This is a genomic window from Streptomyces sp. CA-135486, assembly GCF_050936555.1.
Taxonomy (GTDB): Bacteria; Actinomycetota; Actinomycetes; order Streptomycetales; family Streptomycetaceae; genus Streptomyces.
On sequence record NZ_JBNJMM010000002.1, the window covers coordinates 2,777,128 to 2,791,422 of the forward strand.

Below are 14,295 nucleotides of genomic sequence, written 5' to 3' on the forward strand. Positions count from 1 at the left end.
CCGTGGCCCTGGACACGGTCCTGGTGGCGAACCGGGGCGAGATCGCCCTGCGGGTCATCAGGACATGCCGAGAGATGGGCATCCGCACGGTGGCGGTCCACTCCACCGCCGACAAGGACAGCGCCCATGTGCGCGCGGCGGACGCCGCCGTGCAGATCGGCCCTGGCATGCCCCGCAAGAGCTATCTGTCAGCCCCCGCGGTGATCGAGGCCGCGCTGCGCACCGGCGCCGACGCGGTGCACCCCGGCTACGGCTTTCTCTCCGAGGACCCGGACTTCGCCGAGATCTGCGCCGACAACGGCCTGGTCTTCATCGGCCCGCGGCCCGAAGTCCTGTCCCGGCTCGGCGACAAGGCGGTGGCGCGGGCGCTGATGACGGACGCCGGGCTGCCGGTCCTGCCCGGCAGCCCGGGCACGGTCGACAGCGCGGCCGAGGCCACCGACCTCGCCCACCGCATCGGCTTCCCGCTGATCATCAAGGCGGCGGCGGGCGGCGGCGGCCGCGGCATGACCGTCGTACGCCAGTCCTGCGACCTGCTGCCCGCCTACCGGCAGACCCGCGCGACCGCGCAGGCCGTCTTCGGCGACAACCGGGTCTATCTGGAGCGCTTCTGCGACAGCGCCCGCCATATCGAGGTCCAGGTGCTGGCGGACGGCCACGGCAAGGTGCTGCACCTCGGCGAGCGCGACTGCTCCGTACAGCGCAGGCACCAGAAGCTCATCGAGGAGAGCCCGGCGCCCGGGCTGCACCCGGGCCTGTCCGAGGCCATGGCCAAGGCGGCGGTACGCGGGGCACGCGCCGTCGGCTACACCGGCGCGGGCACCTTCGAGTTCCTCGTCCACGACGAGGGCTTCTCCTTCATGGAGATGAACTGCCGCATCCAGGTGGAACACCCGGTGACCGAGGCCGTGTTCGGTGTCGATCTCGTACGCGAACAGATCCATGTCGCGGCGGGGGAGGCGCTGGCCTTCCAGCAGGAGGACCTCGTTCCGCGAGGCACGGCCGTCGAGTGCCGCGTCAACGCCGAGGACCCGGCCCGCAACTTCGCACCCTGCCCGGGCACGCTGGACGAGTTCGTCCCGCCCGGCGGCCCCTTCGTACGGGTCGACACCCATGGCTACGCCGGCTGGCGGGTGCCGTCCCAGTACGACTCGCTGCTCGCCAAGGTGATCACCTGGGCGCCGGAGCGCGGCCAGGCGCTGGACCGGATGGACCGGGCGCTCGCCGAGTTCCGGGTGGTGGGCCCCGGGGTGCACACCACGATTCCGCTGCTGCGGGACGTGCTTGCCGATCCGGTCTTCCGCGACGGCAAGCACAACACCTCGTTCCTCGACGAACGTCGCTGAACGCGGCTGCACAAAGGCCCGGCCCTTTTCGGGGCCGGGCCTTGTGTGTGCGTCACGTCATTCGGGCCGGTTGTGCGCCGTGCCGCCGACCGCGTACGGGGTCGTGACACCTTCGTAGACCAGGTGCATCACCATGCCGAGACCGGTGTGGACGAAGTTGTGGCAGTGGTCCATCCAGATGCCCGGGTTGTCGGCCTTGAAGGCGACCTCCCACTGGTCGCCGGGCCGGACATTGATGGTGTCCAGCCAGACGGGGCTGCCGGTCGTCTTCTTGCCGTCCTTGCTCAGCACCAGCAGGTGGTGGCCGTGCAGGTGGATCGGGTGGTCCTCCTCGCCGCGGTTGACGAACTTCGTGCGGACGAGGTCGCCCTTCTTGACCATCAGCATCGGGGCGTCCGGGAACACCTTGCCGTTGATGGTCTGGCGCAGGCCGAACTTCCCGTTGTAGAAGCCCAGCCAGTCGTCGAAGGTCAGCTTGAAGCTGCGCTCGCTCCTGCTGTCCGCGTCGAAGGGCGTTCCGGTGGGCTCGCCGTACGTGGTGGGGTCGAACTCAGGCCCGTCCAGCTTCGGTTCGATGTCGCCCTTGCCGTCGGAGGAGTAGATGATCCCCGCGCCCTTCGCCGCCGCGTCGGTCAGCCGGACCGGCGAGCCGGGCATGGTGAACTCCACGTCCATCCGTTGGGCGCCGCCCACCGCCAGCTGCTGGTCCTTGATCTCACCGGGCTTGTTGACGTCGGTGCCGTCCAGCGCGGTGACCTTGAACGGTACGCCGGTCAGCGCGAAGGTCTTGGTGAGATTGCTGCTGTTGACCAGCCGCAGCCGTACCTTCTCGCCCGGCTTGGCCGTACGCCGCTCCAATACGTCGGAGTTGCCGAACGCGGGGTAGCTGCCGCCGGGAGTCTCCCAGTCGTGCGCGACCACCGTCATGTCCTTGGCCTTGTTGACGGAAGGGGCCTGCTTGGCAGGCTCGATCACCAGGGGGCCGAAAAGACCGCGCTTGACCTGCTCGGAGGCCTGCTGGTGGGAGTGGTACCAGCGGGTGCCCGACTCCTCGACGCGGAACCGGTAGGTGTACGACTGGCCGGGCTGTACCGCGTCCTGGGTGGCGCCCGCGACCCCGTCCTCGCCGTTGGGGATGTCCAAGCCGTGCCAGTGGATGGTGACCGGGGTCTTCCCCGGCAGCCGGTTGGTGAGTTTGATCTCCACCAACTCGCCCTGCTTCACCCGCAGTTCGGGACCGGGTATCTGCCCGTTGTACGTCCATGCGGTGAAGGTCCTGCCCGAGGCGAGCTTGACCTGCTTCTCCTGCGCGGTGAGGTTGAAGACACGGTCCGGCTTGCCCTCGCGCGGGCCCTTGAGCGAGTCGACGCTGACGGCCGCGGTGCTGCCGGTCCCGCCGTGCAGATGGGGCCCACCCGCCATATGGCTGTGGCCGCCCGCCGGGCCGCCGCCGTAGTCGGCCCCGCCCTGCATCATCGAGAAGGTGCCGGGCAGCCTGCTGTCGTTGATCCCGAAGGTGACCAGGCCGAACGCGGCCCCGAGCGCCACGACCGTGGTGCCCAGCCGCACAGCCCAGGCGCGCCCTGCCGAACGCCGCACGGGCGCGACACCCTGGGAGAACCGGCGGACCCGGCCCCGGGCGCGCACCGTGAGCAGCGCGCCGGCCAGCACCAGCAGCCCGAGGCCGAGCACCAGATTCAGCACCGTCGAGCGGTGCGGCGGAAGGAACTTCTCGAAGAAGCCGCCCAGCGCCCCGATCGCGGTGATCTGCGGCGGCAGCACGATGCGCGGAGAAGCCGCCTGCGCGCGCTCCGCGTCCGAGGGGACCGCATCCCGGTCGGCCGGCCGCCTTCTGGCGGCGGACACCACCCGGGGCAGGGTCAGTACGAGGGTGGCGAGAGCACCGGGAAGCAGCAGCGCAAGGGTGCTGATCGCGCGCCGGTCCTCGACGAACACCCAGTCCAGACTGGCGAGTTGAATGAACCCGACCAGCCGTGCGACGGTGGCGATCAGGGCGAGGGAGAGCAGTACGAGAGCGATGCGGGCGGTGCGACGCGCCCGGCCGGCCGTGGGGCGGCCTGCCTGGCGCCGCACCAGTAACGCCGCGGCGAGCCACGCGGGGAACAGGACGAGGCCCAGGATGAAATCCAGCCTCGAAAGGGTCACATACATGTCAGTACTCCGGTCAAGGGGCGGTCGCCCAGGGCGGTCTGAGAAGTAGCGCCGTCCGCCCGAAGGGCGGGGCTCGCGGCGTCTGGTGCGTGCGATCGCAAGGCGGTGGGGGCACCCCCGGACGAAGTCTGGGGGAGATCATCCTCGTACTGGACGTACTTGGATGACTCCGACAACACCGCGTGGGGGCGCCTCCCAGCGGTAGCTGGGGGAGTGCGTGCCAGGCGTCGCGAGCCAGGCGGGACTTCTCAGACACGCCCTGGCGGTCCGGGAGCATCCCGGACCGCCCTGAGCGCCTGTGTCCCTGGTGTTAGGGGCGGTCGACGGTGAGGGAGCTTGCGCCCCCGACGACCTCGATGTCGTACCGGTTCTCGGCCGTCTCGAACTCCGGGACGGCCAGCTCAAGTCCGCCACCGACGGCGTCCAGGTGCTGGTTGTCCAGGGCCAGATGGGACGCGCCGCCGGTGACCTTGACCCGGGCGGGCACGTCCTGCGGCCGGCGGAACGTGACATTGCTGGCCCCGCCCCCGATCCGGATGCGCACCGTGCCGCTGGGCCGCGGCAGGACGATCGAGACATGGCTGGCCCCGCCGCCGAGGTCGAGCCTGGTCAGTTCGAGCGAGGACAGATCGGCCGTTACCCGCCCGGCGCCACCGTCGATCTCGATCCCCCAGGGCACCGACGCATTGACCGTCAGCTGCCCGTTGTGCCGGCGGATGGAGAACGGATGCAGGCGGCGCGGGTAACGCACCGTCACCACACCGGCGGCGGCGTGCACTTCGGGGACCAGCCCGGAGAAGCGTCCGCGGTACAGATCCTCGCTGTTCTTCTCCTCGGCGGCGAGGGTCAGTTCCGACGCCCCTCCGACGAACTTCAGCAGCCCGGTCGTCACCGACCCCAGAGCCTCGCTGAACTGCTGTTCCTGGTCCTTGGCCATGATGGATCAACTCCTTCTCTCTCTTCACACGTCTTGCTTCACACGAGCCGGCCGAGCACGTGGCCCAGGACCTGTTCGAGTTCTTGCTGCGGCTCGGCGGCGGCGCCGTCGCTGCGCCAGGCCACAAATCCGTCCGGACGCACCAGCACCGCCCCGTCGTTGCCGACGGCGTACGCGGCGGTCCAGGAGTCCTCCGGGTCGGCGGGCGCGATGCCGTTGCCGACCCGGTGCACGTCGATGTCGACGCCGAGCCGCTGGGCGGCGGGTCCCGCCGCGTGCTCCCAGCCGGTTCCCTCGGGTCCGGTGAGCAGCACCAGCGACTCACCGAAGAGGTCCAGTACGGACAGCTCCTTGCCGTCCTTGCGCAGCGCCAGGTGCGGAGCGCGCGTACCGGGGCGGCCGAGACGGCGCGGGTCGATCGCGGGCGGCGCCTGCTCGTCGCCCTTCTCGGGCAGCAGAGCGCCTGCCTGGTAGCGGTAGCCGAGGATGGCCGCGGCGTAGCTGACTTCCTGGCCGTCCTCATGGCCGTCGGTCGCCGAGCGGCCCTGCAGTTCGGCCAGCGCGTAGTCGATGGTGAAGCGGGCGACGGGCCTGCGCTCCGCCTCGTACGTGTCGAGCAACCCCTCTCCCGCGGTGCGGTCGAGAACGGCAGCCAGCTTCCAGGTGAGGTTGTGCGCGTCCTGGATTCCGGTGCTGGCGCCGAACGCCCCGGTGGGCGGCATGGAGTGGGCGGCGTCCCCGACCAGGAAGACCCGGTCCTCGCGGTAACGCTCGGCCAGTTGGGCGGCGATCTCGAAGCCGAGGATCTTCTCGCCGGTCCTCTCGATCTGCACCTCCAGGCCCTCGACATGGAGATCGGGCACGCCGACCGCGGCGCGGATGGCCTCGACGCAGCGGGCCTCGTCGAAGTCCTCCAGCCGCTCACCCCTCTCGGGGTGGAACGGGGTGTAGAAGACCCAGCGGGAACCGTCGAGCGGCATCAACAGCGTGCCGCTGTCGGGCTGGTCGAAGTAGCCGAGTCCGAGGTCGCGGCCGCGCAGCGGCCCGGTCAGATCGGCCTTGAAGACCACGCTGACGGTGTGCACCAGTGTCCCGGGGCCCTCGGCGGCGATGCCGAGCCGGTTGCGTACGGGACTGCCCGCGCCGTCCGCACCCACCAGGTAGTCGGCGTGGACGGTTCGCTCCTCGCCGGTGACCGTGTCGCGGACAACAGCCGTGACCCGCGCGTCGGACTGCTCGAACGACACCAGCTCGGTGGACCAGCGGATGTCGGCGCCCTCGTCGGCGGCGCGGGCCGCCACGATGCGCTCCAACTTGTCCTGGTCGATGGAGCACCAGGTGACCGGCGTGACCGCGGAGGTGAGCTCCGGGGCCTCGTCCTGCATGGGGGCGGAGAAGATCTCCGGGCCCGCGAGGTTCTCGGCGCGGACCATGAGCTTGACGCTGAGGTCGGAGGTGAGCGAGCGGTCGGCGAAGATCGCGTCCTCGAGGCCGGCCGAGCGGTAGACCTCGACGGTACGGGGGTTGATCACCCGGGCCCGCGGGTGCAGCAGGGCGCTCGGGTGGCGCTCGACCAGCAGGGTGCGAATGCTCTTGCGGGCGAGGAACAGTGCGGTGGAGAGGCCGACGACAGCGCCGCCGACGATGAGCACCTGCACCTGTTCCGTGTTCTGTTCCGACATTGGGGTGGACCTCCTCGACGGGGGTGGGCGGGGGCCCCGCGGACGGTGCCGCGGGGCCCCCGGCGGGGGGTGAGGGTTGGTCAGGACGTGCTTTGCGGCGAGGGCGCGGTGGCCGGCGCGGTCTGGCCCGGGACCTGCCCGGCCGCGGCCGCCTCGGTCTCGTCCTCGTCCTCGAACGTCTCCTCGTGGTGCTGCGCCTTGCGCGGCAGCAGGAAGATCAGCAGGAAGACGACGGCGACAAGGCCGATCTGCGCGAGGATCGTGCGCTGCAGGGCGGTGCTGAAGGCGATCCGCCGTGCGTCCTGCGCGGCATCGCCGATCGCGGCCTGGGCGCCCGCGCTCTGCACGGAGTTCAGGGCCTCGCAGCTCTTGGGGGTGTCGGTGGGGTCCGCGGCCGAGCTGCGGTCCGCGAAGCACTGGGCGAAGGAAGCGGTGATCTCGCCCTGCTGGCCCGGCGCCACCGCGGCCTTCTCAAGACCGGCCCGCAGCTGCGGTGTGACGTCCTTGGTCGCGCCGTCCGCGGCTCCGCCGAGGAAGCCGAGGAAGATCGCGCCGACGACGGCGATGCCGATGGCTCCACCCACCTGCTGGACGGCGTTGACCACACCGGAACCCGCGCCGGAGTGCTCCGGCGGCACGTCGGAGAGGATGAAGTCGAGGATCGGGGCGATGATCATGCCCATCCCCAGACCGCCGACGAGCAGGGTCGGCAGCAGCCACCACGAGCCGATCTGGTCACCGCGCCACTCGATGGTCAGCGAGATTCCGTACAGACCGGCGGCGAGCAGCACCGCACCGATGACCAGAACCTTGCGGCCCAGCTTGGCGGTGAGCACGGTGGCCGAGAACGCGGCGCCGAAGCTGACGCCGAAGGACCAGGGCAGACCGGTCAGACCCGCGCGCAGCGTGGAGAACCCGAGCCCCGTCTGCAGGAAGATGATGAAGATCAGGAAGTGCCCGATGACCACGGCGAAGAAGACGACGTTGGCCAGCAGACCCGCGGAGAACGAGCGGCTCTTGAACAGGCCCGGCAGGATCAGCGCCGAACCGCTGGAGGCATGCCGCCGCTTCTGCTGCACCGCGAAGATCACGAGCACCGGCACGGAGGCGACCAGCGAGACGAAGGTCCAGGCCGGCCAGCCGGCCTCACGGCCCTGCACCAGCGGGAACAGCAGCAGCAACAGACCGAGGCTGACGAGGATGGTGCCGACGATGTCCAGCTTGATCGGGTGCGGGGACCTGGAGTCGCGCACCACCGCGGAGGCGGCGGCCAGCAGTGCGATCCCGACCGGGATGTTCAGCAGGAAGATGACCCGCCAGCCCAGGTCGAAGAAGTCGGCGTTGATCAGCACGGCTCCGACGATCGGTCCGCCCACGGTGGCGAGCCCCGCGACGCCGCCGAACGCGCCCAGTGCGGCGCCCCGCTCCTTCGGCGGGAAGGTCGCGGTGATGATGGAGAGCACCTGCGGCACCATCATCGCCGCGGACGCGCCCTGCAGGGCACGCGAGGTGATCAGCATCTCCGGGCTCTGCGCCATCCCGCACAGCGCCGACGTCAGCGTGAACGCGGCGACGCCCAGCAGGAAGAGCTTCTTGCGGCCGAACATGTCACCGAGCCGGCCGCCCAGGATGAGCAGCACGGCGAAGGAGAGCAGGTATGCGGCGACGACCCACTGGACGGCCGAGTAGCTGGCGCCCAGGTCACGCTGGATCGGCGGGATGGCGATGTTGACGATCGTGGAGTCGAGGAGATCCATGAACGCCGCGAAGAGCACCACGATGAGCGCCTTCTTGCGCTGTGGATCAGCCCCGACGGCGGTTGCCTGTACGGCTGGGGACTCGGACATGATGCGACCTTTCGGTGATCTTCACTGCGTCCGGTGGGGAACCCGGCCGGGTCTAGACTGGGCCGGTAGGTCAGCGGCTAAAACTCTCTCGGAGTGATTGTCTTAGTCGCTAAGATAATGACTTAGCTAGATGATACGGAAGGCGGGACACATGTCAAGCGAGGGCCGTGAGGAGCTCGTCCGGGAAGTTGACCGGGAACTTCGCAACCTGGTGTCCCGCTCGGTGCTGTTCCACCAGGCGGTGGCGGATCGGCTGGGCATGAGCGTGCTCGACCTGAACTGCCTGGGCGCCCTCGTCCAGCGAGGCCCCATGAGCGCGGGCGGGCTCGCCGAGGAGAACGGCGTCACCACCGGTGCGATCACCGGAGTGATCGACCGGCTGGAAGCGGCCGGTTTCGTACGCAGGGACAAGGACCCCAAGGACCGCAGGCGGGTCATCGTGACCCCGCTGCCCAACCTCGAGGCCCAGATCTTCCCGCTCTTCGAAGGCCTTGCGACCTCGCTCGTCGAGCTGAGCGGGAAGTTCGGCGATGACGAGCTGAGGACCGTCGTCGAGTTCATGCGCGCCGCCGCCCCGGTCACCCAGGAGCAGACCGCGAAGCTGCGGGCCGCCGGCAAGGCGAGGAAATGACCAGCGCAAGGCGGCCGGTGCGCCCCGAGGGGTGCACCGGCCAACGCTTCGCGCTCCTGGAACCCGAATAAGCCGTTCACTACGGGATCCTGCCCTCGATCAGTCGCAGCGGCGTGCCCGTGGGAGTGACCCCGGTGAACTCCATCCCGGCCCGCTCGAACATGACGCGGTACTCGTCGGCGGTACGTTCCCAGCCACCCATCACCAGCAGCATGTGCAGGTCCATCAGGGCGTCCCAGGGCGTCTCCGGCGGATCAGCGACCAGCTGTTCGAGGAGTACGACCCGGCCACCGGAGTGTCCGGCCTCGACGCAGTTGCGCAGCACCGTGTTGCAGGCGTCGTCCTCCCACATGTGCAGCACCTGACGGATCAGATGGACGTCCGCCGCCGGCACCCGCTCGAAGCAGTCGCCGATCACCAGCTCACAGCGGTCGCCGAGCGAGCCGCCCTCGCGCAGTTCCGGCAGCGCGGCGTCGATGGCGTGCGGCCGGTCGTACAGCACCGCGTTCACGTGCGGATTGCCCTCCAGCAGGCTCCGCACGAGGCTGCCGTGACCGCCGCCGACATCGCAGAAGGTCGCCACCCCGCTCAGATCGAGAGCCTTGACGACCCCCGGATTCATCGCCTGGGACTGCGCCGCGTACCCGCGTAGGCACTGCTCGCCCGCCGCGTTGTCGTCCTCGTGGAAATAGGTGAACAGGTCCTTGCCGTACGTCTCCTGGAAGGCGCACTTGCCGCTGCGGACGCTCTCGGCGAGCTTGCCCCACATCGCCCAGCCCCAGCCGCCGCCGGTCAGCATGATGTCGGTCAGCGACGCCGGGGCGTCCGAGCGCATCGCGCGCGAGGCCTCGCTGTGCGAGTACCTGCCGGGTCCCTCCTGACGGAAGATGCCGAAGCCGACCAGCGCCCGCATCAGCCTGGTGAGCGCCGACGCGTCGGCGCCGACGGCCCTCGCCAGCTCTTCGACCGTCATCGGCTTGTCGTCCACGGCGTCGGCCAGGCCCAGTTGGGCCGCGGCCTGGACGGCCGCGCTGGCCCACATGCCCCAGCCGAGTTCGGCGACATGCTGGGCGGCCGGCGGCCCTATCACTGGAGCGCCCTCGCAGGCAGGCACCTGATTTGCCGTCACTTCACTGGTCATCACATACCACCTCTGATTCTCCTCCGGCCTCAGGGGCGGACGGATTCGAGCAAAACGATGGGGGCCCGCTCATGGCCGGCCAGCGGAAGGCGCCCGACCGTGCCGAACCCGGCCTTCGCCAGCAGCTCCTCGTACTGGGCCGGAGTGCGGGCACGGCCCCCGGTCAGCACCATGAACTCCACGTCATTGGCGTGGACGTGCGAGGAGTGCTCTGTGTACTCCCAGTCCAGGAGCAGCAGCCGGCTCCCCGCCGGTGCCGCCTCGAAACAGTTGGACAGCAGCCGCGCGGCGCCCGTGTCGTCGAGATCGCACAGCACGTTCTTGAGCAGATAGTGCGAGCCGCCGGCCGGCACCTCGCGCAGGAAGTCACCGGCGACCACCTCGGCCCGGTCGGCACTGCCGGCCTGCGTCAGCGTCTCCTCGGCATACGGCACCGCCCAGTCGAGGTCCAGCAGCACCCCGCGGGCGGCCGGGACCTCCTTCAGCAGCCGCGCCAGCACGGTGCCCGGGCTGCCGCCGATGTCGACGATCGTCCGCGCGCCGGTGAAGTCGTAACTGGCCACCAGCGCGTCCGCGGCCTCCAGCGACAGCGACGCCGAGGTCTCGGCATAGCTGCGCGCCTCATCGGGGTTGGCGGCGTAGTACTCCCAGTGGTCCAGGCCCCACACTGCCCGCGTGGCCGGCCGGCCGGTACGCACCACGTCGGCGATCCGCTCCCAGGGGCGGGTCATTCCGGGTGCGTTGACCGCGATGGAGAAGCCCCGCAGCGACGGGACGTCGGAGCGCAGCAGTTCACCCGCTTCGGTCAGCTGCCAGCGGTCGGGGGCAACAGGGGCGATCAGTTCATGCAACTCGCACACCCGCAGAAAGCGGGTCAGGCTCTCCTCGTGCGCGCCGATCGCCGCGGCCAGTTCGGACGCCGTACGCGGCTTCTCACCGAGGTGATCGGCGATACGCAGCTCCGCCATGCCGCGGATGACCAGACCGGCGGACCAGTGGAAGGGGTTGAGCCGGCGCAGCGCGCCGAGCGGGGAGAACGTCACTCGTGACCTCCTGTCGCCTTCTCGTCGGCACGGGATGTGCGGACGAGCGGCACTGTCCAACGGAGCGGTCGTGAACGGCTCGCGCCGCGGCGATCAGTGGCCGCCGTCGACGTTGATCACATTCCCGGTGATGTTTCCGTTGGCCGCGGAGGCCAGGAACAGCACGGTGTTGTTGACGTCGTCGACGGTGGAGAACCGCAGATGCGGCATGCCCTCGTTGAGCAGGCGTTTGGCCTGTTCGGGAGTGACGTCCGCGATGCGCTCCTTGAGACTGTCGGGAAGCTTGCCGAGCAGCCCCTCGGTGACCGTGGGCCCGGGGGCCACGACATTGCTGAAGATGTTGTCGGTGAAGAGCTCGGTGGCCAGGGTGCGGCTGAGGCCGTGCAGCGCCGCCTTGCTCGCGGTGTACGCCTCTTCGCCCTTGCGGCCCCGGTGCACGATGCTCGCCGACATGAACACGATGCGGCCCCAGCCGCCGGACTTCATCGTGGGCAGCACCGACTGGACCGTGTGGAAGGCGCCCTCCACCTCGGAGCGCAGCAGCGGCAGCCAGGTGTCGGCGGAGATCTCCTCGAAGCCCACGGGCTTCGGGTTCGGGCCGCCGGTCGCCGAGGCGTTGACCACCAGAATGTCGATCGCGCCCCATCTGTCGACCACCTGGCCGACCGCCGAGTCAATGGATTGACGGTCCGTAAGATCGAGCTGGACCGGCAACGCCTCGCCGCCGGACTCCTCGATCGATGCCGCCACTTCCTTGGCGGCGTCCGCGCGCCGCAGATAGGTGAGCGCCACCCGGGCGCCCTCGCGGCCGAAGGAGCGCGCCAGAGGGCGGCCGATGCCGCCGCTGCCCCCGGTGAGCAGCACGACCTTGCCGGTCAGTCCCAACTCCATGCCATGCTCCGTCTTCCCGGCCGCGGCCGGCTCGGCAACAGGTCCAGCCCCGGCCGTTCCCGGGCACGGAGCTGATTCATGGCTACAGCAGGACGCTGGAGATCCACTCGAGGATCGGTCGACCCGGCAATGGACCCCAAAACGGACCAGCCGGATGCGCGGGGTTCTGTCCGGTCTCCAGATGTCTTCGAGGCGCGGCGCCAATAGTGCTCCCGGCTCTCACCGCGCCGTCCCGGCGTAGCGGGAGGCCACGGCGCAGACACGTCTCTGAGTCACACCGGGAAAGGACCTGGCGCATGACAAGCACACCCGAAAAGCAGGGTTCGCTGAGCCTCCAAGACATCGTCGGACTGGGTATGGCCTTCGGAAGCGCCAAGGTCCTTCTGACGGCCACCGAACTCGAGCTCTTCACCAAGCTGAGCGAGACCGGGCCTGCGACCGAGGGGGAGATCCGCGAGCGGCTGGGCCTGCACTCCCGAGGCTCCCGCGAGTTCCTCAACGCGCTGGTCCGCCTCGGGCTCCTGGAGCGCAAGGACGGCAAGTACGGCAACAGCGAGGCGTCCGAAACCCACCTGGTCAAGGGCAAGCGCACCTACGTGGGCCGCTTCCTCGACCGCTCGAACGCCGTCCTGTACCCGGCGTGGGGCGGCTTCACCGAGTCCCTGAAGACCGGTGAGTCGCAGATCGAGGGCCACGGCGACGACAACATGTTCAAGCACCTGTACAAGAGCGAAGAGCAGATGCGCGACTTCGTCGCCATGATGGACGCGCTCAACTGGGCCGTCGGCCCGGAGCTCGCCAAGGAGTTCGACTGGAGCTCCGTCAAGACCGTCACCGACGTGGGCGGCGCGCGCGGCAATCTGCTCGCCACCATCATCGACGCCCACCCGCACCTGACCGGCACCGTCTTCGACCTGCCGACCGTGCAGCCGGCGTACGAGGACCACATCGGCGGACTCGGCCTCAAGGACAAGATCGCCTTCCACGGCGGCGACTTCTTCGCGGACCCGGTTCCCACGGCCGACGTCGTCATCATCGGACACGTCCTGGAGGACTGGTCCCCCGAGCGCCGGCAGCAGCTGATCAAGAGCGCGTTCGCCGGTCTGAAGCCGGGCGGCTTCCTGCTCGTCTACGACCCCATGCTGGACGACGAGCTCAGCCCGCTGAACAACCTGCTGACCAGCCTGACGATGCTCGTGGTCACCCACGGCGGCTCCGAGTACCACGTCGACGACGCCAAGAAGTGGTTCGACGAGGCCGGCTTCGCCGAGGTCACCGCGAAGCTCCTGGCCACCAACGACATCCTCCTGGTCGGCCGCAAGAAGTGAGGGACGCCGCGTTCCGGCCGCCTCACGGCGGCCGCCGCGGCGCTTCGCATACAGAGAAGGGGTAGCGATGTCGATCGACGAAGAACTCCTCACGTTCCCGTTCCCGGCGCCCGAGGGTTTCGAGCCTCCGGAGGAGTTCTCCCGCCTGCGCGAGAAGGCTCCGGTGAGCCGGGTGACCCTGCCGACCGGTGACAAGGCGTGGCTGCTGACCCGGTACGCGGACGTGCGCCAGGCGCTGGTCGACCCGCGCCTGAGCCGCGCCGCGGCGGAGGCGCCCGGGGCACCGCGGATGGGCAACACCAGCCCCGGGCCCAAGACCATCCTGGGCATGGACCCGCCCGACCACTCCCGGCTGCGGCGCCTGGTGATGCAGGCCTTCACCGCCCGCCGGGTCGAGTCGCTGCGGCCGCGGATCCAGCAGCTCGCCGACGAGCAGGCCGGTCTGGTGCTGGTAGCGCCGCACCCGGTGGACCTGATGTCGTGCTTCGCGCTCAGCCTGCCGATCAAGGTCATCTTCGAGCTCCTCGGAGTTCCGTACGAGGACTGCGACCGGCTGCACGCCTGGAGCGAGGTCATCTTCAGCCTCGGCGGCCACACCCGGGAGGAAGTCGGTGAGGCCCGCGGCAATATCGTCGGCTATCTGCGGGGCCTGATCGAGGCCCGCCGGCAGGAGCCCACGGACGATCTGCTCGGTGTGCTGGTGCACGCCCGTGACGAGGGACAGTCGCTGTCCGAGGAGGAACTCCTCGACTTCGCGATGATCCTGATGACCGTCGGGCACCAGTCCACCTCCAACTCGCTCGGCATCGCCCTGTTCACCCTGCTCCAGCACCCCGAGCAGCTTGAACTGCTCCGGAAGAAGCCGGAGTTGGTGCCCGGCGCGGTCGAGGAGCTGCTGCGCCACAACCCCTTCGTCTTCACCGGCACCCAGCTCAGGGTCGCCACCGAGGACGTGGAGATCGGCGGGGTGACCGTCCGCGCGGGCGAGGCGGTCATCGCCGCACTCGGATCGGCCAACCACGACGAAGAGATCTTCGCCGACCCCGACCGGTTCGATGTGGAGCGCATCCCCAACGTCCATCTGTCCTTCGGCTACGGCGTGCACCACTGCCTCGGCGCCCAGCTCGCCCGGCTCGAGATGCAGATCGCCCTGCGGACACTGATCGAGAAGCTGCCGGACACCCTGCGGCTCGCCGTGCCGGTGGAGTGGCTGACCTGGAAGACCGGTCTCACCGCCCGGGCGCTGGCGAACCTTCCGGTCACCTGGTGAAGGCGGG

General features: G+C 69.7%; 11 protein-coding genes. 4 read left to right on the forward strand and 7 right to left on the reverse strand.

What is annotated here, in order from left to right:
• Positions 1 to 2: 2 nt before the first annotated feature.
• On the forward strand, positions 3 to 1,346 hold the full coding sequence (locus ACQEVG_RS32075; protein ID WP_432990307.1) for an acetyl-CoA carboxylase biotin carboxylase subunit: 1,344 nt from the start codon (positions 3 to 5) through the stop codon (positions 1,344 to 1,346).
• 57 nt (positions 1,347 to 1,403) lie between these two features.
• Here ACQEVG_RS32075 and ACQEVG_RS32080 read toward each other — a convergent pair whose 3' ends face one another.
• The 4 genes from ACQEVG_RS32080 to ACQEVG_RS32095 form a co-directional block, all read right to left on the reverse strand.
• Positions 1,404 to 3,512, reverse strand: coding sequence for a multicopper oxidase family protein (locus ACQEVG_RS32080; protein ID WP_432990309.1), 2,109 nt, complete (start codon positions 3,510 to 3,512; stop codon positions 1,404 to 1,406).
• Between the two features lie 316 nt (positions 3,513 to 3,828).
• On the reverse strand, positions 3,829 to 4,455 hold the full coding sequence (locus tag ACQEVG_RS32085) for a hypothetical protein (RefSeq protein ID WP_432990311.1): 627 nt from the start codon (positions 4,453 to 4,455) through the stop codon (positions 3,829 to 3,831).
• Positions 4,456 to 4,493: 38 nt separating this feature from the next.
• On the reverse strand, positions 4,494 to 6,137 hold the full coding sequence (locus ACQEVG_RS32090) for an FAD-dependent monooxygenase (protein WP_432990313.1): 1,644 nt from the start codon (positions 6,135 to 6,137) through the stop codon (positions 4,494 to 4,496).
• Positions 6,138 to 6,217: 80 nt separating this feature from the next.
• Positions 6,218 to 7,984, reverse strand: a complete 1,767-nt coding sequence (locus ACQEVG_RS32095; RefSeq protein ID WP_432990315.1) for an MFS transporter — start codon at positions 7,982 to 7,984, stop codon at positions 6,218 to 6,220.
• A gap of 151 nt (positions 7,985 to 8,135) precedes the next feature.
• Between ACQEVG_RS32095 and ACQEVG_RS32100 the strand changes: the two genes are divergently transcribed.
• Complete coding sequence (locus tag ACQEVG_RS32100; protein WP_432990317.1) at positions 8,136 to 8,615, forward strand: MarR family winged helix-turn-helix transcriptional regulator; 480 nt, start codon at positions 8,136 to 8,138, stop codon at positions 8,613 to 8,615.
• Between the two features lie 79 nt (positions 8,616 to 8,694).
• Here the strand turns inward: ACQEVG_RS32100 and ACQEVG_RS32105 are convergent, their stop codons facing one another.
• From ACQEVG_RS32105 to ACQEVG_RS32115, 3 genes are all read right to left on the reverse strand, one after another.
• A complete protein-coding gene (locus ACQEVG_RS32105; protein WP_432990319.1) occupies positions 8,695 to 9,756 on the reverse strand; it encodes a methyltransferase in 1,062 nt (353 codons plus the stop codon).
• 29 nt (positions 9,757 to 9,785) lie between these two features.
• On the reverse strand, positions 9,786 to 10,799 hold the full coding sequence (locus ACQEVG_RS32110) for a methyltransferase (RefSeq protein ID WP_432990321.1): 1,014 nt from the start codon (positions 10,797 to 10,799) through the stop codon (positions 9,786 to 9,788).
• Positions 10,800 to 10,892: 93 nt separating this feature from the next.
• Entirely contained in the window at positions 10,893 to 11,690 is a 798-nt protein-coding gene (locus tag ACQEVG_RS32115) for an SDR family NAD(P)-dependent oxidoreductase (protein WP_432990323.1), read from the reverse strand.
• A 296-nt stretch (positions 11,691 to 11,986) separates the two neighbouring features.
• Between ACQEVG_RS32115 and ACQEVG_RS32120 the strand changes: the two genes are divergently transcribed.
• Together ACQEVG_RS32120 and ACQEVG_RS32125 are read left to right on the forward strand one after the other, a co-directional pair.
• Entirely contained in the window at positions 11,987 to 13,018 is a 1,032-nt protein-coding gene (locus ACQEVG_RS32120) for a methyltransferase (RefSeq protein ID WP_360884611.1), read from the forward strand.
• Between the two features lie 67 nt (positions 13,019 to 13,085).
• Positions 13,086 to 14,288, forward strand: a complete 1,203-nt coding sequence (locus ACQEVG_RS32125; protein ID WP_432990325.1) for a cytochrome P450 — start codon at positions 13,086 to 13,088, stop codon at positions 14,286 to 14,288.
• Positions 14,289 to 14,295: the final 7 nt, after the last annotated feature.